Source organism: Pseudonocardia hydrocarbonoxydans (assembly GCF_006539565.1).
In the GTDB taxonomy this organism is placed as follows: Bacteria; Actinomycetota; Actinomycetes; order Mycobacteriales; family Pseudonocardiaceae; genus Pseudonocardia; species Pseudonocardia hydrocarbonoxydans.
Map to the genome: position 1 here is coordinate 49,293 of NZ_BJNG01000034.1, position 21,582 is coordinate 70,874.

Below are 21,582 nucleotides of genomic sequence, written 5' to 3' on the forward strand. Positions count from 1 at the left end.
CATGACCGCTGTCGCGGACGGCGAGGCGAACGAGAAGCCCGCCTACACGTACATCGGCTCGGACCGCAAGCGGGTCGAGGACCCGCGCCTGCTGGTCGGGCGCGGCGGCTACATCGCCGACCTGAAGATGCAGGGGCTGACGCACGCCGCGATCCTGCGCAGCCCGGTGCCGCACGGGAGGATCGTCTCGATCGACGCGACCGAGGCGCTGAAGATCCCCGGCGTGATCGCCGTCCTCACCGGTGAGGACGTCAAGAAGCACATGAACCCGTGCATGAACTTCGGGCCGCCGACGATCCCGCAGTTCCCGATCGCGGTCGACAAGGTGCGCTACGTCGGCGAGGCCGTCGCGGCCGTCGTCGCGGAGGACCGCTACATCGCCGAGGACGGCGTCGAGGCGCTCGTCGTCGAGTTCGAGGACCTGCCCGCGGTCACCGACCCGATGAAGGCGCTGGAGCCGGGGTCGGCCGTGCTGCACGACGAGCACGGCACCAACCTGGGCTACGAGCGGACCTTCGAGTTCGGCGACATCTCCGAGGCGCTGGGTCGCGCGGACCTGGTCGTCGAGGACACCCTGCACTGGGGCCGCTCGGCCGGCATGCCGATGGAGACCAGCGGCGCGGTCGCGCGGATCGGTCTCAACGGCGTCCTGGAGATCCACTGCAACTCGCTGAACTTCAGCTACCTGCAGTTCCTCGTGGCCACCGCGCTGAAGATCCCGTCGAACAAGCTGACCATGCGGCCCGTCCCCGCCGGCGGCAGCTTCGGCAGCAAGTTCACCGCGCACAAGGTGCCCACGCTCGCGGGCTTCCTGGCGCTGCGCACCGGCCGCCCGGTGTCCTACGTCGAGGACCGCCTCGACCACCTGATGAACTCCGACCACCACGCGTCGGACCGCTACTACGACGCGAAGATGGGCTTCACGTCCGAGGGCATCATCACCGGCCTCGACATCGACGTGGTCGACGACTACGGCGCCTACCTGCAGTTCGGTGTCGGCACGCACGGCAACGCCTTCTCCCAGGCCGTGGGCCCGTACACGTTCCGGGACCTGAAGTACCGGCTGCGCGCGGCGCTGACCAACAAGTGCCAGCAGGGCGCCTACCGCGGGTTCGGCTCCGAGGTGCACAACTGGGTGCTGGAGCGGCTGATCGACAAGGCGGCGCAGGAGCTGGGGCTGCTCCCGGAGGAGATCCGGCGGCGCAACTTCATCCAGCCCGACCAGTTCCCGTACAAGATCCCCGGCGGGAACCTGTACGACAGCGGCGACTACCCGAAGGTGCTGGACACGGCCCTCGGGATGATCGACCTCGCGTACTGGCGCAAGGAGAAGGCGCGCCTGCGCGAGGAGGAGGGGCGCTACATCGGGATCGGTCTGGCCACCACCCAGGAGCGCTCGGTCTTCTCCTCCACCGAGTTCTGGTTCTGGTTCGACGAGCCGGCCTTCCCGATCACGTCGAGCCCCGAGAGCGCGACGATCACGATCGACCCCACGGGTGCGTTCCAGCTGCTGCTGCACTGCCAGGCCATGTGGGGCAACAGCCCCGAGACGGTCAGCACGACGATCGTGGCCGAGGAGTTCGGCATCGAGCCGAACACGGTCAACGTCAGCTACGCCGACACCGCCCGCGCCCTGCCGGGCACCGGCCCCGGCGGCAGCCGCTACACCGTGATGGTCGCGGGCGCGGTCCGCGGTGCGGCGCGCAAGCTCAAGAAGAAGCTCATCGACATCGCCGCGCACACGCTCGAGGTGTCGGCGGAGGACCTGGAGCTCGTCGACGCGCGGGTGCAGGTCGTGGGAGCGCCGGAGCGGTCGCTCGGCCTGCCGGAACTGGCCGCGTCGGCCTACTTCTTCGCGCTCAGCCTGCCTCCGGGCATGCAGAGCGGGCTCGAGGAGGCCTACACCTACGACCACCCGTACACGACGCTGCCCTCGGCGGACCGCACGGACCTCGGCGTCTTCTACCCGATCATGGGCCACGCGTGCCACATCGCGGTCATGGAGGTCGACCCGGACACCGGGCAGACCTCGTTCCTCGACTACGTCGCGGTACACGACGCCGGCACCGTGGTGAACCCGAAGAGCCTGGGCGGGCACGTCACGGGCGGTGCGGCGCAGGGGCTGGGCTCCACGCTGTACGAGGAGCTGGCCTACGACGAGGAGGGGCAGTTCAAGTCCTCCACGTTCCTGGACTACCTCGTCCCGACCGCCAACGAGGTCCCGCCGTTCCGGATCGGGCACGTCGAGACCCCGTCGCCGTTCACCGAGTACGGCATCAAGGGCGGCGGCGAGGGCGGCCGCATGGTCACCCCGTCGGTGGTGTCCGCGGCCATCGACGACGCCCTGCGGGAGTACGGCATGCGCGTCCGCGAGCTCCCGGTGAAGCCGTCGGAGATCGTGGCCACCGTGCAGGACTCCCTCGCGCGCGGCTGAGAAGCGCCCCCGGGCGCACCGATCGCGACCCGGCCCCGGACGGACCCCTTCCCGTCCGGGGCCGGGTCGGACCAAGTGAGGACCATTCATGGCGCACCCGTTCACCTCGCCCGCCGAGCTCCGCACGCGGCTCGGTGAGGTCGGCTACCTCGCCGACGACGCCCTGGCGATGGCGACCCACCTCGCGCTGGGGCTGAACCGCCCGCTGCTGCTCGAGGGCGAGAACGGCGTCGGCAAGACCGAGATCGCGAAGGCGCTGGCCGAGCTGCTGGGCCGCGACCTGATCCGGCTGCAGTGCTACGAGGGCATCGACACCAGTCAGGCGCTCTACGACTGGCACTACGGCCGTCAGCTGCTCGCCGTCCGCGGGTCGGAGGACGCCAGGGCCGCCGACGTCTTCACCCGCGACTACCTGCTCTCCCGGCCACTGCTCGAGGCGCTCGAGGCGGGCGACCGGGCCGTGCTGCTCATCGACGAGCTCGACCGCGCCGACGACGAGTTCGAGGCGTTCCTGCTCGAGCTGCTCTCGGACTTCGCCGTGACCATCCCCGAGGTCGGGCGCATCGTGGCACCGTCGCCGCCGCTGGTGGTGCTCACGTCCAACCGCACCCGCGACCTGCACAACGCGTTGCGCCGCCGCTGCCTCTACCACTGGGTGTCGCACCCCGACGCCGAGCGCGAGTTCGAGATCCTGCGGGTGCGCGCGCCGGAGGTCCCCGAGGCGCTGGCCCGGCAGGTGGCCGGGGCCGTGCACCGGATCCGCGGCCTGGGGCTGGGCAACTCCCCCGGTGTCGGGGAGTCGATCGACTGGGCCGGCGCGCTGCACATGGTCGGGGTCGCCACGCTGTCCCGGGAGATCGCCGCCGCCACCCTCAGCGCGTTGATCAAGGACGTCGACGACCAGCAGCTGGTGACCGAGAAGATCGATCTCGTGGTCCCGTCGTCCTCGTGAGCGCCGAGCCCATCGAGGTCACCGGGCGGACCTGCGTGGAGTTCGCCGCGCTGCTGCGCCGCCGCGGCCTGGCGATCGGCCCCGAGCAGACGACCGCGTTCTACGCGGCGCTGCACCTGCTCGGGCAGGTCGGCCTGCGCGAGCTGTACTGGGCCGGTCGCGTGGTGCTGGCCAACCAGCGCGAGCAGTACCCGGTCTACACGGCGGCGTTCGCCGAGTTCTTCGGCCCGCCGGCCGAGGACGACCACGGCCTGCCGGCACCGCCGCGCGACCGGCCGCTGGTCGCGGTGGACCGGGAGGCCGGAGCCCCCGGCACCCCGACCGCGCGGCCCGGCGAGCCGGAGGAGGAGGCCGACGAGGCCAGGGTGGTGCCGAGCGACGTCCGGCTGCTCAAGGTGAAGTCCTTCGCGCTCATGGACGCCGACGAGCGCCGCCGCGCCGCCGCACTGATCCGTGACCTGCGACCCGAGCTCCCGCGCCGCCGCGGCCGGCGCCGCCGCCCGGCCCCGAGCGGGCCGCACCTGCACGTCCGGGGGCTGCTGCGCGCGTCGCTGCGCACCGACGGCGAGCCGATGCAGCTGCCGCGGCGCCGGGTGCCCTTCCGCGAGCGCCCGCTCACGCTGGTGATCGACGTGTCCGGCTCGATGGGTCCCTACGCGCTGGCGTTGCTGCGCTTCGGCCACGCGATGCTGCACACCGGGCACCGCGTCGAGGTGTTCACCGTCGGTGTCCACCTCACCCGGATCACCGAGTCGCTGCGGCGCACCTCGGTCGACGCCGCGCTCCGCCGCATCGGCCGGGAGGTCGACGACTGGGACGGCGGCACGCTGCTCGGCACCGCGGTGCGCGACCTCGTCGACCGCTTCGGCGGGCACTCCGCGGTCCGCGGCGCGGTGGTCGTCATGTGCTCCGACGGGCTCGACCGCGACGACCCCGAGACGCTCGGCTCGGCGATGCGGGACCTCGCCCGCCGCGCGCACCGGGTGGTCTGGCTCAACCCGCTCAAGGGCGATCCGCGCTACCGCCCGCTGCAGCGGGGGATGGCGGCCGCGCTGCCGCACGTCGACGTCTTCCTCGCCGGGCACAACCTCGTGAGCTTCGAGGCGATGTGCACGGCCCTGACCCGTCGCAGGGTGGCCTAGTGCTCGAACGTCCGGCGCGCACCCTGCCACGCAGCGCCGCGGGCTTCTGGATCGTCGCCGCCGCCTTCACGGCGGTGATGTCACTGGGCACCGCGCCGTCCCCGCTCTACCCGCTCTACCAGCAGGCCTACGGGTTCTCCTCCGTCACCGTCACGATCGTGTTCGCCGCCTACGCGGTGGGTGTGCTCGGCAGCCTGTTCCTGGTCGGGCACCTGTCCGACCAGCTGGGCCGGCGCCGGATGCTGCTCGCCGCGCTGGTCACCGCGGCGGCGTCGGCGGTGGTGTTCATCGTCTCGCCGGAGCTGCCGGGGCTGATCCTGGCGCGGCTGCTCTCCGGCGTCGCGGTCGGGATGGTCACCTCCACCGGTGTGGCCGCCCTCGCCGAGCTCGACGCCGTCGCCCGGCCGGGCCGCGGTGGGCGGCGGGCGGCGGTGGTCGGCACCGCCGCCAACCTGGGCGGGCTCGGCCTCGGGCCGCTCGTCGCGGGGGTGCTGGCCGACCTCGCGCCGTGGCCGCTGCACCTGCCCTACCTCGTGCACCTGGTGGCGCTGCTGGTCGCGGCGGCCCTGCTGGCGCTGGTGCCCGAGACGGTCCGACGACCCGACCCGCGGCCCCCGTACCGGCCCCAGCGTGCCGCTGTACCCCCCGGGCTGCGGCGGCAGTTCGCCGCGGCCGCGGTGGCGGCGTTCGTGGCCTTCGCCCTCTTCGGGCTGTTCGCCGCCCTCGGTTCCGCGTTCGTCGGGGCGACGCTCGGCTCCCCGTCGCACACCCTCGGCGGTCTCTCGACGACGGCCACGTTCGGCACCGCCGCGCTCGTCCAGGCGCTGGTGCGGGACCCGTCGGGACGGTGGGCGGGCCCGCTCGGTGCCGCGGCCGTCCCCGTCGGGCTGGCGGTCGTGGTGGCCGCCGCGTGGTGGCCGTCGCTGCCGCTGTTCCTGGCCGGTGAGGTCGCCGTCGGGGCCGGGGTCGGGCTGATGTTCTCCGGCGCGGTGCGCGTCGTCGCCTCCGGCGCCGCGCCGGAGAACCGGGCCGAGGCCGTGGCCGGGCTGTTCCTGACCGCCTACCTCGGGCTCACCCTGCCGGTGCTGGGGCTGGGCGTGGCCACTCAGTACGCGTCACCGCCGGTGGTCCTCACGGTCTACGCGGGGCTGGCCGCGCTGCTGGCCGTGGCGGCCGGGCGCTCGGTGCGGCACGCCCGGCCCTGATCACCCAGCTGTGGTGCTGCGGCCGCCCGCGTCCGGTGGGCTCGTAGGGATCCACGGTCGCGTAGGTGCCCCGGGGACGGGCCGGTGGCGCTCGTCCACGACCACATGGCAGACGACACCTCCGGCGCGCCGACCCGAGCACTGTGACCGCGCAACGTCCCCGCCCGGGCGACTGGCCCGCGACCCATCGACGGCCCGGTGTTCTCTCCGTAGGGTCGTGCGAATGGCCCAGGCAGTCACCGATGACACCGCGCGGGACGCCGCGGATCGCATGGCCGCGGCGGCGAATGCCTGGCTGGAGACCCTGTCGCCCGAACAGCGCGGGATCGCGGCCGGTGTCGCCCCCTCGCCCGAGTCGGACGCGGACGCGGAGCGACGGCGGTGGTTCTACACCCCGACCGACCACGGCGGGCTGACGTTGCACGAGCAACGTCCCGCGCAACAGCGGCGAGCGATGCAGCTCGTCGCGTCGGGTCTGTCACCGGCCGGGTACGTCAGCGTCGCCACGGTCATGGGCCTGGAGAACGTGCTCGACCACACCGAGGGCTTCACGGTGTCGTTCGGCCGCGAGCGCGGCCGTGACCCCGGGATGTACTTCCTGCGCGTGTTCGGCGAGCCCGGTGGAGCGGCGCCGTGGGGGTGGCGCTTCGGCGGGCACCACGTCTCGCTCAACAACCTCGTGGTCGACGGCACCGTGGTCGCCACGACGCCGTGTTTCCTCGGAGCCGACCCCGCGGTGTCCCCGCTGCTCGGCTCGGTGCTGCGCCCGCTCGCCGGTCCCGAGGACCTGGCCCGCGAGCTCGTCCGCTCGCTCGACCCGGAGCTCGCGGCGCAGGCGGTGCTGCTGCCCCGTGCGCCCTCCGACATCGTCGGCGGCAACCGCACCCGCGTCGGTGAGGGAGACGAGGTCATCCCGCTCTCGGGTATCTGGCGCGGACGGTTCGCCGATCCCGGCGAGCAGCAGCGGCTGCAGTCGATGAGCGACAGGATCGATGCCACCACCGGTCTGGACGCGGACGACCACCGGCGGATCGCCCTGACCGCCGCGCCCAAGGGCGTGCCCGGTGCTGCGTTCGACGCCGCGCAACGCGAGCTGCTTCACCAGTTGCTGGCCACCTACCTCGGCCGTGTCCCCGGTGCACTGAGCCCGATGGGAACCTACGACCGGAGCACCCCTGCCGGCCGCGCCGCACTCGACGGCGTGCACTTGGCCTGGGCCGGCTCGACGGCCCCCGGGGAACCGCACTACTACCGGCTGCAGGGACCACGCCTGCTCGTCGAGTACGACAACACCCAGCGGCAGGCCAACCACGCCCACGCGGCGTGGCGCGACCCGGAGTCCGACTTCGGGCTCGACGCACTTGCCGTGCACCACGGGACGTACCACCGCTGAAGCCGGGACAGCTCGTGGGGGAGGCGAGGACGCCGGCTGCGCGCCACGACGGCGCCACTACCCTTCACCCGTGAGCAACCCGCATCCGGGCACCACCTCAGCCGCGCTGCTGTCGCAGCGCGGGTCGGCGCGGCTCAGCTCCGTCGTCTACGACCAGATCAAGGAACGGCTGCTCGAAGGCCGGTACGCCGCCAACGAGCGACTGTCCGTCGAGGCGCTACGCAACGAGTGGGGCGTCAGCAAGCAACCGGTCATGGAGGCGCTACGACGCCTCTCGGGCGACGGTCTCGTGGAGATCATCCCGCAGGTCGGCTGCCAGGTGTCGGCCTACACCCCGCGCGAGGTCGAGGACTTCTTCCTCATGTTCGGCGGGTTCGAGGGCACCATCGCCGGCATCGCGGCGCTGCGCCGCACCGACGTCCAGCTCGCCGAGCTGGACCGGCTCTCCGCCGAGATCGGGCGGTTGCGCGACGGAACCGATCCCGGCGCCCGCTCGCACGGTTATCGGGTGCTGAACCGCCGCTTCCACGCCACGATCCACGCCATGGCGCACTCGCGGGTGATGGCCGAGACCAGCGCGCGGATGTGGGACCTCAGCGACTTCCTGATCAACACCACGGGAGGGCCGCAGCCGCTGAGCGGTGCGCTCGACGGGCGGCACGACGACCACGAGCGCATCCGGGCCGCGCTGCAGACCGGTGACCGGCTTGCTGCACGCCAGGAGATGGAGCTGCACATCGTCGGCATCGTCGGCAGCGTGATCCAGCCCGACCGGCAGCCTGCCCACGGCACCTGACGGCGGCCCTTCACTCGCGGATCTGCCGGTCGACCACGACGCCCGCCTTCCTGTACGGGTCGGCCTCCGGCAGCGCCGTGAGCTCGGCATCGTCCGCGACCTCGAACACCAGCGGCCCGCCGGCGCCGTCGGCCCACGGGCCCGCCTGCCGGACCTGGCCGCGCTCGACCATCCCCCTCAGGTGCTCGCGGTGCAGCGGCCGGGTCTCGTCCACGAGGGCGCTGTCGTCGGTGTCGCGCCACACGACCGCGTAGAACGCCATCAGCGGGCCTCGGTGAGGAACTCGAGCACCATGGCGTTGAACGTCTCGGCCTGCTCCCACTGCGGCCAGTGCCCAGCGTCCTTGATCACCTCGAACCGGGCGTCGGGCATCCTCTCGGCCATCGCCAGCCCGGCCGCGGCCGGCCCGGACGGATCGTCACTGGTCCAGATGACCAGCGCAGGCCCGGTGACCGCCGCGAGCTCCGCGTCGGTGAGCAGGTTGCGCCTGCGGATCTCCGCGTCCTGCAGGCACAGCAGGGCCCGCATGGACGCCGCGAACCCTGGCCGGGCGTAGATCGTGCGCCGGATGTCGACGAGCTCGTCGGTGACCGAGGCGGGGTCGGCCATCAGCCACTCCAGCCGGGTCCGGATCCGCTCCGGGCTCGGGTCGTCGGCCGCGGCCTGGCTCAGGGTGCGGATCCGCTCCATCACCTCGGGGGTGGCCATCGTGCCGCCGGGCGTGTTCAGCACGAGCCGGCCGGTCCGCTCGGGGTACTCCGCGGCGAACTTCACCGCGACCCAGCCGCCGAGGGACTCCCCCGACAGGTGCGCCCGGTCGACGCCCAGGGCGTCGAGCAGCCCGCGCAGGTGCGCCACGTAGTCGGGCAGCTCGAGGTCGGCCTCGGCCAGTGTGGTGTAGCCGTGGCCCGGGTAGTCGTAGGCGATCACGCGGAAGTGTCCGGCCAGCGCCGCGATGTTGCGGGCGTAGGCCTCCAGGTGCCCGATGGTACCCGCCATCAGAACCCCCCAGCCGGCGCGACAGGTACCCGGGCCGGCGCGCGGAGCGGAGATCGTGGCGCTGCTGCACGAGGTGACGCGCGAGTCCGGCGCCACCCTGCTGGCGAGCCTGCACGACGTGGCGCTGGCCCGGCGCGGCTTCGACCGCATCCTCGGCGTCCGCGCGGGGCGGCTGCGGTTCGACACGACACCCGAGCGGCTGACCTCGACGATGACCGACGCGCTCTACGAGCTGGACCCGCACCCCGAACGGCCGATCCCGCCGCCCCCGCAGCAGCCGACCGGTCACCGGTGCTGATCGAACCCGTCCTGCGCGAGGCGGGCCCCCGACCCGGCGGGGGCTCCCGCACCCGGCGGTGGTGGACGTTCGTCGCCGCGCTGGTCGTGCTCGGTTCCGTCGGCGCCGCCGTCGTGGGCACCCTCGCCCGCGGGGAACCCCTGGCCCGGGCGTCCGGGCTGCGGCAGGTCGGCGAGTTCTTCGCCGCCGCCGCGCGCCCCGAGCTGGGCCTCGACTTCCTCGACCTCACCGCGCGGGCCGCGGCCACGACCCTGTGCTTCGCCGGGCTCGGTACGGCCCTGAGCCTGGTGCTGGGTGTCGGTGGCGGGGTGCTGGCGTCGCAGACCTGGTGGCGGTTGGGCGCGCGCCGCGGCGGCCTGACCCGTCGCGGCCGGTGGTCCTGGGTCGGCGCCCGCGGCGCGCTGGTGCTGCCCCGGGGGATCCACGAGGTGGTCTGGGGGTTGTTCCTGCTCAGCGTGCTGGGCATCGAACCCGTGGTGGCGGTGCTCGCCATCGCGATCCCGTTCGGCGCGATCACCGCCAAGGTCTTCTCCGAGATCCTCGACGACGTCGACCGCCGTCCCGCCGACGCCCTGATCGCCGCCGGTGCGGGCCGGACCGCCGCGTTCGCCTACGGCGTGCTGCCCGCCGCGACCGGCGAGCTGACGTCCTACGCGTTCTACCGGCTGGACTGCGCGATCCGCAGCGCCACCGTCCTCGGCCTGATCGGCGCGGGTGGGCTGGGGTTCCAGCTGCAGCTCAGCTTCAGCGCCCTGCGCTACTCCGAGATCTGGACCCTGATCTACGCGCTGATCCTGCTCAGCCTGCTCGCCGACACCTGGGGCGCGGCCGTGCGGGACCGGATGGCGACCAGGGCGGGCCGGGACCGGTTCGTCGTCGGGTCGGTGGTCCTCGCCCTCGCGGCGCTGCCGGCGGCCGCCTGGTGGGTCGAGCTGGACCTCGCCCCCCTCGTCGACGCCCGGTCCTGGGCGCTGGCCGGGGAGCTGCTGGCGGCCTCCCTGCCGCCGACGCTCGGTTCCGGGACGGCGGGCGCGGGCGGGTCCGGCGCGGGCGGGGTGCTCGGCCTGGTCGGGCTGTCGCTGGAGACGCTGGCGATGTCGGTGCTCGCGATCGTGCTCGCGTTCCTCGGCGGGCTGCTGCTGGCCGGGCCCGCCGCGCGGCCGCCGGGCCGGGCCCCGGCCCGCTCGGTCGTCGCCGCGGTGGTGCGGCTGGCGCTCGTGGTGCTCCGGGCGATCCCGCCGCCGGTGTGGGCGCTGGTGGCGCTGTTCGTGTTCGTGCCCGGCATCCTCCCCGGCGCCGTCGCGCTCGGGATCTACACGGCGGGCGTGCTGGGCCGGCTGATGGCCGAGACGATCGAGAACCTCGACCGGCGCCCGGCCGGCGCGCTGCGGGCGCTGGGCGCGTCCGGCCCGCAGGTGTTCGCCTACGCCGTGCTCCCGGCCGCCGCCCCGCGGTTCGCCGGCTACGGGATCTACCGCTGGGAGGTCACCATCCGCGAGACGGTGATCGTCGGCGTGGTCGGCGGCGGTGGGCTGGGCATGCTGCTGCAGACCCAGCTCGCGCTGTTCGACTACGGCGGCGCGGTCACCACGATCGCGTCGCTGCTGGCGCTGACGGTGCTCGTCGACGTCACCGGGGCCGGGCTGCGCCGCGCCGTGCGCTGATCACCGGGGCGCTGAGTCTGCGGGCTCTGGTCACCGGGCCCGCAGGGCCAGCCAGGTGAACGGCTGCACCGCGTCCCACGGCGTGCGGTGCTCCTCCCGGCGCTGCGCGACGACCTCGAACCCGGCCCCGAACTCGGCGGCCAGGGCCGCGGCCGAGTAGCGGGCCGTCGGCAGCCCCGAGCACGACTCCGGGCCGTCGGCGGCGAACGTCCCGACCACCACCACCGCGCCCGGGTCGAGTGCGGCGGCGAGCAGGTCGCGGTAGCGCCGACGGTCGGCCGGCTCGGTGAGGAAGTGGAAGACCGCCCGGTCGTGCCACAGGCCGAAGCGGCGGTCCGGGGCCCAGTCCAGGACGTCGGAGACGACGCAGCGCAGCCGGGCCGCGTCGGCCCCGAGCCGGGCCCGGGTGTGGGCGAGTCCGTCGTCGGCGACGTCGAGCACCGTGACGTCGACGAAGCCGCGCGCCAGCAGGGCGTCGGCCAGCCGGGAGGCGCCCGCGCCGACGTCGACGGCCGGGAGCGCCGGGTCCGCGCCGCCGGCGTCGATCATCTCCAGCGAGTACGCCGGGTCGGCGGAGAACCAGCTGACCCGGGTGTCGCCGCCCCGGCTGTAGGTGTCGTGCCAGTGCGCCGCCCGCCCGGTGCCCGCCGTGTTCTGCACAGAGGTGATCCTACGATGCTCCAACGATCACTGGAGGACGCGGCGCGGGCGGTGTAATCCCGGTCGCGGGCCTTGACCTTCGAGTCGGGTACCGGGTCTAGCGTCCGGGGCATGGACGATTCGAGCGGCGCGGGGCTGGTGGCGTGGTGGGAGCGCCACCAGATAGCGGTCTACCTGGGCGGGCTGGCCACGGGTGCGGTCGTCGGGGTGCTGCTGCCCGCGCCCGCGGCGTCCTCGGTCGAGGTCGCGATCTACCCGGTGCTCGGGCTGCTGCTCTACGCCACGTTCCTGCAGGTGCCCTTCGCCGCCATCGGCCGGTCGCTGCGCGACGTGCGGTTCGTCACCGCCGCGCTGGTGCTCAGCTTCGTCGTCGTCCCGGCGCTGGTGGCCGCGGTGGTCCTGCCGCTGGGCCTGGAGCAGGCGGCGTTGCTGGGGGTGCTGCTGGTCCTGCTCACCCCGTGCATCGACTACGTCATCGTGTTCTGCGGCCTGGCCGGCGGCGACGCCCGCCGGCTGCTGGCGATCTCCCCGCTGCTGATGGTCGCCCAGATCATCGCGCTGCCCCTGTTCGTGCTCGTCGCGGTGGGCCCGCAGCTCGTCGGCGTGATCGAGCCCGGCCCGTTCCTCGAGGCGTTCGGGCTGCTCATCGTCGCGCCGCTGGCCCTGGCGTGGGCGACCGGGCGGCTCCGTGAGCGTTCCCGCGTCGCCGCCGCGTTCGAGCGCGTCGCCGCAGCGGCGATGGTGCCGCTGATGACCCTGACCCTCGCCGTCGTGGTCATCAGCCAGGTACCCACCCTGTCCGGGCAGCTCGGCGCGGTCCTGCCGGTGCTGCCGATCTACGCGGGGTTCCTGGTGGTCATGGTCCCGGCCGGGATCGCGGTCGCCCGGGTGTTCCGCCTCGACGTCCCGGCCACCCGCGCGCTGGTGTTCAGCGGCGCCACCCGCAACTCGCTGGTCGTGCTCCCCCTCGCGCTGGCCCTGCCGCCGATGTTCGCGGTCACCCCCGCGGTCGTGATCGCCCAGACCCTCGTCGAGCTCGTCGGCATGGTCGTCTACGTCCGGTTCCTGCCCCTCCTGACGCCCCGACGCGACCCGGTCGCCGCCCCCGATCCGGGCCCGGCGGGCGGCGGCGAGGAGTCCCCGTGACCTACGTGATCGCCGAACCCCGGTGGCGGGGCCCGCCTCGGCGCCACCGGCACCGACCATCCCGCCGTCGCCGCCCTCCCCCCGGCCCGCCCCGGTTGCGCCGGGCGTCAGCCGGGTTGCGCGGCCCGGACGATCCCGGCGAGGGCCCGGCGGATGCGCTCGCCCGCGGTGTCGGGGTCGGGCCGGCCCGCGTCGAGCCAGGCGGTGATCGCCGCGACGGTGGTGGCCGGGGCGAGGTGCGCGGCCCAGCCGAGCCAGCCGGGGTCGTCGATCATCGGGGCGAGCTGCTCACGGGCGGTGGCGACCATCTCCGCCCGGAACCGGTCGGCCTCGGCCCGGAACTCCGGCTCGCGGGCGGCGTGGGAGAACAGCAGCCGGAACCCGGCCGGGTCGCGGGCGGCCCCGGCCAGCAGCGCGTCGATGATCTGCTCGGTGTAGTCGGGCGGGCCGACGGCGGCGCCGAGGTTGGCCCGGGCCCGGGCGAGCACCGCGCGGTAGAGGTCGGCCTTGGAGTCGAAGTGCCGGTACAGGATCACGCGGGTCACCCCGGCCTCGACGGCGACGTCCTCCAGGCCGGTCCCGGCGAACCCGCCGCGGGCGAACGCCTCGGTCGCCGCGGCCAGGATCTGCTCGCGGCGCTCCTCCCGTGGCATCCGTGTCCCGTTCACGTTGCGCACTGTAGCCGCGAGCGTGTATACGATAAAGTAAACAAGGGAGGTGGGCCATGCCGACCGAGGTGCAGCGTCAACGGTGGGCGCGGTACTGGGAGCGGGCCGCTCCCCGGACCGACGCGTCGATGCGGTTCATGGACCGGGTGCTGTTCCGCGACAGCCGGGCCTGGGTCTGCGGCCGCGCGGTCGGCGAGGTGCTGGAGATCGCCGTCGGCACCGGGCTGAACCTGCCCCACTACCCGGCCGGCGTCACGGTGCGGGGCATCGACCTCAGCCCGGCGATGGTCGAGCTCACCCGCGCGCGGGCCGCGGAGCTCGGGTGCGACGTCGACCTGCGCGTCGGGGACGCCGAGCACCTCGACCTGCCCGACGGCGCGGTCGACACGGTGGTCTGCACGTTCTCGCTGTGCGGGATCCCCGACCACCGCCGCGCGGTCGGCGAGATGGTCCGGGTGCTGCGCCCGGGCGGGCTCCTGCTGCTGGCCGACCACGTCGCGGCCACCGCCGCGCCGCTGCGGGCCGTGCAGCGCCTCGCCGAGCTGGGCTCGGTGCCGCTGGTGGGCGAGCACTTCCGGCGCCGTCCCGCCGACGAGGTCCGCGCCCGGGGCCTGGAGGTGCTGGAGAGCGAGCGGTTCGCGGGCGGGGTCGTGGAGCGGCTGGTCGCGCGGCGGCCGTCGTGACGGTCACCGTGGACGCGGTCGTCGTCGGCGGCGGCCAGGCCGGGCTCGCGGTCGGCCGCGAGCTCCAGCGGCGCGGCCGGTCGTTCGTCGTCCTGGACCGGGAGACCGAGGTCGGGGCGGTGTGGCGGCGGCGCTGGGACTCGCTGCGGCTGTTCACCCCGGCCGGGTTCACCCACCTGCCGGGCCTGGAGCTGGACGCCCCGCCGGACTCCTCCCCCACCAAGGACGAGATGGCCGATCACCTCGTCGCCTATGTCCGGCGGTTCGCCCTGCCCGTCGAGTCGGCCACGACCGTCGCCGCCGTCGACCGGGACGGCGAGCGGCTCCGGGTCACCGCCGTCGACGGCCGCGGGTGGCGGGCCCGCGACGTCGTGCTCGCGACCGGCTCCCACGGCCGCCCGGACGTGCCCGGGTTCGCCGCCGACCTCGACCCCGCGATCGCCCGGCTGCACTCGCGCGACTACCGCCGCCCCGCGCAGCTGCCCGACGGCGCGGTGCTGGTGGTGGGCGCGGGCAACTCCGGCGCCGAGATCGCCGTCGACCTGGCCCGCGCCGGGCGGGAGGTGTGGCTGTCCGGGCGCGACGTCGGGCACATGCCCCGGCTGGGCAGCCGGACCTACCCGATCCTGCGGGCGCTCGGGCGGCCCGGCGCGGTGCTGGCCCGGCGCCGGCTGCGCGGCGGCGGCGATCCGCTGGGCCGGATCCGGCCCGGGGACCTGGAGTCCGCGGGCGTCCGGCGGGTGCCGCGGACGCTCGGCGCGCGCGACGGCCTCCCGGTGTTCGACGGCGGGTCCACGGCCCGCGTGGCCGCCGTCGTGTGGTGCACCGGCCTGCGGCCCGACCACGGCTTCGTCGCGCTCCCCGTGCACGGGGCCGACGGCCGGCTGCTCCACCGCCGCGGGATCACGACCGTGCCCGGCCTGTACGCCGTCGGCCAGCCCTACCAGTCCTCGATCACCTCGCACCTCGTCGGCGGGGTGGGCACGGACGCCCGCCACGTCGTCGACCACCTGGTGCGCCGCGACATCCGGTGACGGCTACCGTGATCCACGGATCTGTGGAGGATGACGTGGGCGATCGCGCGGCGAAGACCGACCTGCTCGACGAGCTGGCCCGGGTGGGCAAGGCACTGGGCAGCGGCACCCGCCTGGAGCTGCTGGACCTGCTCGCGCAGGGGCCGCGCTCGGTCGCCGACCTCGCCGCGACCGCCGGGCTGGGCCTGACCACCGCGTCGGCCCACCTGCAGGCCCTGCGCCGCGGCGGGCTGGTCACCGGCGACCGGGACGGCACCACCATCCGGTACCGGCTCGCCGGCCCGGACGTCGCCGCCCTGCTCGACCGGCTGCGCGCCGTGGCGACCGCCCACCTGCCCGACGTCGTCGCCGCCCGCGACCGCTACCTCGGCGCGCCGGGCACCGGCGAGGAGGTCGGCCGCGACGAGCTGCTGCGCCGGGCCCGCGCCGGCGAGATCGTCGTGCTCGACGTCCGGCCCGCGCCGGAGTACCGGGCCGGTCACATCCCCGGCGCGGTCTCCATCCCGGTCGACGAGCTCGCCGACCGGCTCGACGAGCTCCCCGCCGGCGTCGACGTGGTCGCCTACTGCCGGGGCGCCTGGTGCCTGTTCGCCCATGACGCCGTGCGGCTGCTCACCGCACGCGGTCGCCGCGGACGCCGGCTCGTCGACGGGATGCTGGAGTGGCGACTCGACGGCAGGCCGGTCGAGGTGTCCGCGGCGTGAGCTCGGACCTCCCCCTGCTGCGGGCCAAGGACCACCGGGCCCCGTCGCTGTTCGAACCGGCCAACCTGCTGCGCGAGGCGCGGCGCCAGAAGGGTCTCCCCGACGTCGACGTGCCGGCGGTGGCCCTGCTCGACCCGGACGGCGACATCGTCCGGCACCTGGTCGCCACCGGCCGCGGACGCCGCCACCCCGGCTGGGCCTGCTACCACACCGACATGTGGACCGTGGACGTCGACGGCATCGAGATCGGTGTCGTCGGGATGGCCGTGGGCGCCCCGTTCGCCGTGCTCGTCGCCGAACAGCTCGCCGTGTCCGGCGCCGAGCTCGTCATCAGCATCACCTCCGCGGGGCAGATCTCCCCGCTCGCCGCCCTGCCCTGCTTCGTGCTCATCGACCGCGCCCTGCGCGACGAGGGCACCAGCGCCCACTACCTGCCACCGGACCGGTGGAGCCGCCTCGACGAGACGCTCGCCGCGAAACTCGACGGCGCCTTCACCGCCCTGCCCGAGCCGGTGCTGACCGGGTCGTCGTGGACCACCGACGCCCCCTACCGCGAGACCGCCACCGCGATCGCCGCCGCCGAGGCCGCCGGGATCGCCTGCGTGGAGATGGAGGCGGCCGCGCTCTACGCCTACGCCACCGCCCGGCAGCGCTCCGTCGTGTGCCTGGCCCACATCACCAACACCATGGCCACCGACGGCGACGACTTCGAGAAGGGCGCCGACAACGGCGCCCACGACGCGCTCGCCGTCGCCGCGGCGGTCGCCACCGCCCTGCGCTGAGCGTCGGTCCCGGCCCTCCGGAGGTCTCACCGGTCCGACGCGCACGCGGCGGGGGCGACCGCGCGCAGGTCGGCGCTCCCGACCGTGACCGTGAGCAGCTGCCCGCGCCGCAGCCCGACCGCGCCGCCCGCCGGGACGAGACAGGCCAGTGGGCTGCCGCCGGACCCGGGGTCGACATCGACGCGGGTGCCGCCACCGAGCGGCACGATGCGGCGGACGGTCCCCCGCGCGCAGACGTCGTCGGGTGGCGCGGGGTCGTCGGGGCGCAGCGGGCGGCAGTGCTCCGGGCGGGCCACGAGCAGCTCGGCCCGTCCCGTGACGGCGGGCGGGAACAGGTTGGTGTAGCCGACCAGCCGGGCGCAGTCGGCGTCGGCGGGATGGTCGAGCACCTGCGCGGTCGGGCCGAGCTGGCGGATCCCGCCGTCGACGAGCAGGGCGGTCCGGTCGGCCAGGGCGAGGGCCTCGTGACGGTCGTGGGTGACGAGCACCACCGCGGTGTCGAGATCGTCGAGCACCGCGCGCAGGTCGGCGAGCAGATCGGTGCGGGTGGTGGCGTCGAGGCCGGAGAAGGGCTCGTCGAGCAGCAGGATCCGGGGGGCCACGGCGAGCGCCCGCGCGAGCGCGACCCGCTGGGCCTCCCCGCCGGACAGGGTGCGGGCGTCCCGGCCGGCCAGGTGCCCGATCCCCAGCGCGTCGAGCCAGGGCGCGGCCCGGTGGGGCGGCGGCGGAGCGGCCGACGCCGCGCAGCCGCAGGCCGGAGGCCGCGTTGGCCGCGACCGTGCCCCGGCGCAGGATGGGGCGCTGCAGCACCGCGGCGACCGCCGTTCGCGTCGCCCGGACGTCGGCGGGGTGCCCGTCGAGCAGCACCTGCCCGCCGGCGCGGGGCCGGCCGATCCGGGCGAGCGCGCGGAGCAGGGTGGACTTCCCGGCGCCGTTGGGCCCGAGCACGGCCAGCGTCGCACCCGCGTCGACGTCGAGGTGCGCCACGTGCAGCAGCTCGCGGCCGCGGACCCTGACCCGCAGGTCGCGGCATCCGATCCGGGGGCTCACGACCGGGCGGGTTCGTACTGCTGGGCGAGGGTCAGCACGAGGTTCACGGCGAACGCGATGAGCAGCAGGATCAACCCGAACGCGATGGCGAGGGAGAACTGGCCGCGGCTGGTGGCGAGGACCGCGGCCGTGGTGAGCACGCGGGTCTCCCCGGCCAGGTTGCCGCCGACCATCTGCGCCGCGCCCACCTCGCTGACCACGGCCCCGAACGCGGCCATCGCGGCGGCGAGCAGCGGGAGCCGGGCCTCACCGAGCAGCGCGAGGAGCGCCCGCGTGCGGGTCGCGCCCAGGCCGTGGCACTGCACGAGGAAGTCCGGGTCCACCTGCTGCAGCGCCGCCGCGGCCAGCGCGACGACGATGGGGGTCGCGATCGCGGTCTGCGCGACGATCATCGCGGTGGGTGTGTAGAGCAGCCCGAACGCCCCGAGCGGGCCGCTGCGCCACAGCAGCACCGTGACGAACAGCCCGATCACCACCGGCGGCAGCCCGAGCCCGGTGTTGGCGGCGGCGAGCACCACCCGACGACCGCGGAAGCGGCCCAGCGCGACCATCGTGCCCAGCGGCACGCCGAGGAGCAACGCGAGCCCGGTGGCGGTCAGCGAGACCCGCAGCGTCAGCCCGGTGATCTCCCAGGTGTCGGCGTCGCCGCCGGCCAGCAGCCGCAGCGCCTCGACGAGCCCGTCGAGCAGGACGTCCATCAGCCGCCGGCCGGGTCCGGCTTGCCGGCGTCGGGCACGAACAGCGGCTGTCCGAACTCCGCGCGTCCGAACTCGCCGATCATCGCCTGGGCGGGGGCACCGAGGATCCAGTCGGCGAAGGCCGCGGCGCCGTCGGGCTGCACCCGGTCGCCGGCGCGGGTCGTCATCTCGATCACGTGGTAGACGTTCAGCAGCCCGGGATCGCCCTCGCCCAGCACCACCAGCGAACCGGGCTGGCTGAGCCAGGTCGCCCGGTCGGACAGGGTGTAGCCGCCGTTCTCGTCGGCGACCCGGAGCGTGGCCCCCATCCCCTGGCCCGTCTCCTGGTACCACGGCCCGCCCGGGGTGATCCCGGACGCCGCCCAGAGCTGGTCCTCGCGGGCGTTGGTGCCGGAGTCGTCGCCGCGGGAGACGAACACCGCACCCGACCCCGCGATGCGCGCCATCGCCTCCGCCGCGCCTGCCCCCCGGACGCCTGCGGGATCGGACTCCGGCCCGACCAGCACGAAGTCGTTGTGCATCACCAGCCGGCGCTGCCCGGCGGTGCCTTCGGCGACGAACTCCTCCTCCGCCGCCGGTGAGTGCACGAGCAGCACGTCGGCCTCGCCGCGGCGGCCCAGCTCGATGGCCTGCCCGCTGCCCACCGCCACCGTCTTCACCTGCCAGCCGGTGTCCGCGGTGAACGCCGGCAGCAGCTCGTCGAGCAGCCCGGAGTCCTGGGTGCTGGTCGTGGTGGCCAGGATCAGCGACCGCTCCGCCGACGGGCCGGCCGCCGGCCCGCCGCACCCCACGAGCAGCAGGAGGACGGCGAGGCCCGTGAGGACTGATCTGTTCTGACCTATCACAGAACGGGAGAATAGGCTGCGCAGCTGTGACGCGATACCGGGAGATCTGCACCGACCTGGCCGGACGGATCGGCACCGGAGAGCTCGCCCCCGGCGCCGAGCTGCCCGCCGTGCGGGAGCTGGCGCACCGGTTCGACACCACGGCGAGCACGGTCGGGCGGGCCCAGCGGGAGCTGGCCGACGCCGGGGTGATCGTCACCGCCGACCGGCGCCGGGCCCGGGTGGCCACCCGGGGGCAGGTGGCGGCCCGCCGGTACCTGCACCCCGACCTGGTGTTCTGCCTCGCGGGCAGCGACGACCCCGCCCTCGACCTCGTCACCCGCACCCTCGGCCGGGCCGTCCGCACCGTCGGCGCCACCGGCAGCTTCGACGGGCTGCGCGCGGTCCGCCAGGGCCGGGCCGACGGCGCCGCGGTGCACCTGCTGCACCACACCGGCGTCTACAACGCCCCCTTCGCGCGCGGCCTCCTGCGCGGCCGGGGCCCCCACCTGATCCACCTGTGGCGGCGCGAGCAGGGCCTCATCGTGCCCCCGGGCAATCCCCGCGGCCTCACCACCGCGGCCGATCTCGCCCCGTTGCGGATCGCGAGACGCCACCACGGCACCGGGACCCGGATCCTGCTCGACCGGCTCCTGCTCGCCGCCGGCCACGACCCCGACACCCTGCGCGGACCGGAGATCGGTTCGCACCTGGAGGTGGCGCTGTCGGTGGCCTCCGGAGCCGTCGACGCGGGCTTCGGCGTCCGGTCGGCGGCCCATGACCTGGACCTGGACTTCGTCCCGCTGGCCACCGAGGACTACGAGATCGTCCTCGGGTCAGCCGCGATCGACGCCGCCGCGCCCCTGATCGCCGCGCTCCACGAGCCGGCCCTGCGGTCCGCCGTCGCCGAGCTCGGCGGCTACGACCTCACCCGCGGCGGAGCGGTCACCGACCTCGACGCCGCCACCTGACGAGCCCCCGGCTCACCGCCGCGCCGGGTCGTTCCCGCCGAACGCGGGCACGCCCCTCCAGACGAGCAGCGCCGCCAGCGCGGCCCCGCAGACGATCGCCACGTCGGCGAGGTTGAACGCGGCGAACCACGAGACGTCGATGTAGTCGACGACCGCTCCGCGCGCGAACCCGGGTGGCCGGAACAACCGGTCGACGAGGTTCCCGGCGGCACCACCGCCGACCAGCCCCGCGACCACCCCCCAGGTCCGGCCCACGATCCGGCGCGCGGACGCGACGATCCACAGCACCACGACCGACGCCACCAGGGTGATCAGCGGGGTCAGACCGGTGCCCATGCTGAAGGCGGCCCCGGTGTTGAACGACAGCTCCAACGTCACCCCCGGCAGGACCGGGATCGGGTCGACGAGTGCCGTCAGCGCCAGGACCTTGCCCGCCTGGTCGACCAGCACGACGGCGGCCGCGGTGGCGGCCAGCACGGGCCAGCCGGGGACCGGGGCGGTCATCGCACCGCCTACCTTTCGGAGTTGTCCCGATCTGGCCAAGATGGGGACGTGCTGGTGGGGCGAGGATGGCTTTCATCCGTACTGCCATTAATGGCTCGAGCGGCCTGGCCCCTCGCCCCACCGTCTCGTTCTGACCGCTGATTAGGAACTGCGAACAATCGCTGCGTAGGGTTATGACGGCGGAGCGGGGCAGCACTCGACAGTCATCCACGAAAAGGAGACCGGAGTGAGCCTGGCCGTAGGAATCGACGTCGCCAAACTGATCCACTGGGTAGCCGCCGTCGACGACGACGGCCATCAAATCCTCAGCCGCCGCTGCGACAACACCCCCGACGACATCACGGCACTGATCGGTGACCTCAAGCATCTGGCCGCCGAGCACGGCCCGGTCACGGTCGCGGTCGACATCCTGGGAGGCATCGCCTCGATGCTGATCACGATGCTGCTCGACGCCGGCCTGGACCTGGTCCACACACCCGGGCTGCTGGTCAACCGCTCGCGGCGCGCGACCCGCGGCGGAGAACGCAAATCCGACCCCGCTGACGCCAAGGTCATCGCCGACCAGGTACGCCTGCGCGCCGCGAACGGGGAGCTGCGTCGCCTCGCCCCGGTCACCGAACCCGACGCCGCACTGCGCCTGCTGGTGTCGCGTCGCGGAGACCTCGTCGTCGACCGGACCCGCCGCCAGGCCCGCCTGCACGACCTGCTGGCCTCGGTAAACCCCGGTCTCGAACGCATTGTCGACCCTACGACCAAGACCGGCCTGTGGCTGCTGACCCGCTTCGTCACCGCCTCCGAGATCCGCGCTGCCGGCCTCGACGGGCTCACCGAGCACATGCGAGAACTGCCCCGACTGCCCCGTCGCACCGTGACCAAGCTGCTCGGCGCAGCCCTGGCCGCTGCAGACGCCCAGCGGGCCCGGGTCGCCGGCGAAACCATCGCGGCCGACATCCTCCGCTAGCTCGCAGGAGAGAT

The 21,582-nt window shown here is 74.5% G+C and carries 22 protein-coding genes and 2 pseudogenes; 15 read left to right on the plus strand and 9 right to left on the minus strand.

Features of this window, described 5'->3' with window-relative positions; translation table 11 throughout:
• Position 1: 1 nt before the first annotated feature.
• The 6 genes from PHY01_RS18185 (at position 2) to PHY01_RS18210 (ending at position 7,922) form a co-directional block, all read left to right on the plus strand.
• Positions 2-2,434: a xanthine dehydrogenase family protein molybdopterin-binding subunit gene (locus tag PHY01_RS18185; RefSeq protein WP_141280215.1), complete on the plus strand. Its 2,433-nt coding sequence runs from the start codon at positions 2-4 to the stop codon at positions 2,432-2,434.
• Between the two features lie 88 nt (positions 2,435-2,522).
• Positions 2,523-3,386: an AAA family ATPase gene (locus PHY01_RS18190; RefSeq protein ID WP_141280216.1), complete on the plus strand. Its 864-nt coding sequence runs from the start codon at positions 2,523-2,525 to the stop codon at positions 3,384-3,386.
• Entirely contained in the window at positions 3,383-4,528 is a 1,146-nt protein-coding gene (locus PHY01_RS18195; RefSeq protein WP_218030212.1) for a vWA domain-containing protein, read from the plus strand. Before PHY01_RS18190 ends, PHY01_RS18195 begins: the two co-directional genes overlap by 4 nt.
• A complete protein-coding gene (locus PHY01_RS18200; protein WP_141280217.1) occupies positions 4,528-5,733 on the plus strand; it encodes an MFS transporter in 1,206 nt (401 codons plus the stop codon). Before PHY01_RS18195 ends, PHY01_RS18200 begins: the two co-directional genes overlap by 1 nt.
• 223 nt (positions 5,734-5,956) lie before the next feature.
• Positions 5,957-7,126: a DUF3500 domain-containing protein gene (locus PHY01_RS18205; protein WP_218030213.1), complete on the plus strand. Its 1,170-nt coding sequence runs from the start codon at positions 5,957-5,959 to the stop codon at positions 7,124-7,126.
• A 70-nt stretch (positions 7,127-7,196) separates the two neighbouring features.
• Positions 7,197-7,922, plus strand: a complete 726-nt coding sequence (locus tag PHY01_RS18210) for a GntR family transcriptional regulator (RefSeq protein ID WP_141280218.1) — start codon at positions 7,197-7,199, stop codon at positions 7,920-7,922.
• 10 nt (positions 7,923-7,932) lie between these two features.
• On the opposite strand, the gene PHY01_RS18215 is transcribed toward PHY01_RS18210, so the two are convergent.
• The gene (locus PHY01_RS18215) at positions 7,933-8,184 is read right to left on the minus strand and encodes a YciI family protein (RefSeq protein WP_141280219.1); all 252 of its coding nucleotides are present in this window, start codon (positions 8,182-8,184) and stop codon (positions 7,933-7,935) included.
• On the minus strand, positions 8,184-8,921 hold the full coding sequence (locus tag PHY01_RS18220; RefSeq protein WP_246085989.1) for an alpha/beta fold hydrolase: 738 nt from the start codon (positions 8,919-8,921) through the stop codon (positions 8,184-8,186). Before PHY01_RS18220 ends, PHY01_RS18215 begins: the two co-directional genes overlap by 1 nt.
• Positions 8,922-8,976: 55 nt before the next feature.
• Between PHY01_RS18220 and PHY01_RS18225 the strand changes: the two genes are divergently transcribed.
• Entirely contained in the window at positions 8,977-9,219 is a 243-nt protein-coding gene (locus PHY01_RS18225) for a P-loop NTPase family protein (protein ID WP_170183871.1), read from the plus strand.
• Complete coding sequence (locus tag PHY01_RS18230; protein WP_218030214.1) at positions 9,213-10,883, plus strand: PhnE/PtxC family ABC transporter permease; 1,671 nt, start codon at positions 9,213-9,215, stop codon at positions 10,881-10,883. The genes PHY01_RS18225 and PHY01_RS18230 overlap by 7 nt, the downstream gene beginning before the upstream one ends.
• 30 nt (positions 10,884-10,913) lie before the next feature.
• On the opposite strand, the gene PHY01_RS18235 is transcribed toward PHY01_RS18230, so the two are convergent.
• The gene (locus PHY01_RS18235; RefSeq protein ID WP_218030215.1) at positions 10,914-11,543 is read right to left on the minus strand and encodes a class I SAM-dependent methyltransferase; all 630 of its coding nucleotides are present in this window, start codon (positions 11,541-11,543) and stop codon (positions 10,914-10,916) included.
• A gap of 111 nt (positions 11,544-11,654) precedes the next feature.
• Here PHY01_RS18235 and PHY01_RS18240 point away from each other — a divergent pair, with 111 nt between their 5' ends.
• Complete coding sequence (locus tag PHY01_RS18240) at positions 11,655-12,689, plus strand: arsenic resistance protein (RefSeq protein WP_141280222.1); 1,035 nt, start codon at positions 11,655-11,657, stop codon at positions 12,687-12,689.
• Between the two features lie 107 nt (positions 12,690-12,796).
• Here the strand turns inward: PHY01_RS18240 and PHY01_RS18245 are convergent, their stop codons facing one another.
• On the minus strand, positions 12,797-13,357 hold the full coding sequence (locus tag PHY01_RS18245; RefSeq protein WP_246085990.1) for a TetR/AcrR family transcriptional regulator: 561 nt from the start codon (positions 13,355-13,357) through the stop codon (positions 12,797-12,799).
• A 56-nt stretch (positions 13,358-13,413) separates the two neighbouring features.
• Between PHY01_RS18245 and PHY01_RS18250 the strand changes: the two genes are divergently transcribed.
• From PHY01_RS18250 to PHY01_RS18265, 4 genes are read left to right on the plus strand one after another with little or no spacing between them, the layout of a single operon-like run.
• Positions 13,414-14,040 carry a class I SAM-dependent methyltransferase gene (locus tag PHY01_RS18250; protein WP_141280223.1) on the plus strand — a complete coding sequence of 209 codons (627 nt, stop codon included), beginning with the start codon at positions 13,414-13,416 and terminating at the stop codon, positions 14,038-14,040.
• Complete coding sequence (locus tag PHY01_RS18255) at positions 14,037-15,074, plus strand: flavin-containing monooxygenase (protein ID WP_141280224.1); 1,038 nt, start codon at positions 14,037-14,039, stop codon at positions 15,072-15,074. The genes PHY01_RS18250 and PHY01_RS18255 overlap by 4 nt, the downstream gene beginning before the upstream one ends.
• Positions 15,075-15,109: 35 nt before the next feature.
• The gene (locus PHY01_RS18260; RefSeq protein ID WP_141280225.1) at positions 15,110-15,778 is read left to right on the plus strand and encodes an ArsR/SmtB family transcription factor; all 669 of its coding nucleotides are present in this window, start codon (positions 15,110-15,112) and stop codon (positions 15,776-15,778) included.
• Entirely contained in the window at positions 15,775-16,560 is a 786-nt protein-coding gene (locus PHY01_RS18265; RefSeq protein ID WP_141280226.1) for a nucleoside phosphorylase, read from the plus strand. Before PHY01_RS18260 ends, PHY01_RS18265 begins: the two co-directional genes overlap by 4 nt.
• Before the next feature lie 26 nt (positions 16,561-16,586).
• Here PHY01_RS18265 and PHY01_RS27165 read toward each other — a convergent pair.
• From PHY01_RS27165 to PHY01_RS18285, 4 genes and pseudogenes are all read right to left on the minus strand, one after another.
• Positions 16,587-17,261, minus strand: a pseudogene (locus tag PHY01_RS27165) (ATP-binding cassette domain-containing protein); the annotation flags it as partial.
• Positions 17,262-17,337: 76 nt separating this feature from the next.
• A pseudogene (locus PHY01_RS28015) lies at positions 17,338-17,610 on the minus strand (ATP-binding cassette domain-containing protein); the annotation flags it as partial.
• Positions 17,607-18,308 (minus strand): ABC transporter permease, encoded by a 702-nt coding sequence (locus PHY01_RS18280; protein ID WP_141280228.1) that lies wholly within the window; start codon positions 18,306-18,308, stop codon positions 17,607-17,609. The pseudogene PHY01_RS28015 and the gene PHY01_RS18280, both read right to left, overlap by 4 nt.
• Complete coding sequence (locus PHY01_RS18285) at positions 18,308-19,153, minus strand: ABC transporter substrate-binding protein (RefSeq protein ID WP_218030216.1); 846 nt, start codon at positions 19,151-19,153, stop codon at positions 18,308-18,310. Before PHY01_RS18285 ends, PHY01_RS18280 begins: the two co-directional genes overlap by 1 nt.
• Before the next feature lie 26 nt (positions 19,154-19,179).
• Between PHY01_RS18285 and PHY01_RS18290 the strand changes: the two genes are divergently transcribed.
• Positions 19,180-20,103 carry a GntR family transcriptional regulator gene (locus PHY01_RS18290; protein WP_141280229.1) on the plus strand — a complete coding sequence of 308 codons (924 nt, stop codon included), beginning with the start codon at positions 19,180-19,182 and terminating at the stop codon, positions 20,101-20,103.
• Between the two features lie 12 nt (positions 20,104-20,115).
• Here PHY01_RS18290 and PHY01_RS18295 read toward each other — a convergent pair whose 3' ends face one another.
• The gene (locus PHY01_RS18295; protein WP_141280230.1) at positions 20,116-20,607 is read right to left on the minus strand and encodes a signal peptidase II; all 492 of its coding nucleotides are present in this window, start codon (positions 20,605-20,607) and stop codon (positions 20,116-20,118) included.
• 226 nt (positions 20,608-20,833) lie between these two features.
• Between PHY01_RS18295 and PHY01_RS27175 the strand changes: the two genes are divergently transcribed.
• Positions 20,834-21,568 (plus strand): IS110 family transposase, encoded by a 735-nt coding sequence (locus PHY01_RS27175; RefSeq protein WP_218030217.1) that lies wholly within the window; start codon positions 20,834-20,836, stop codon positions 21,566-21,568.
• The last annotated feature ends 14 nt before the right edge of the window (positions 21,569-21,582 follow it).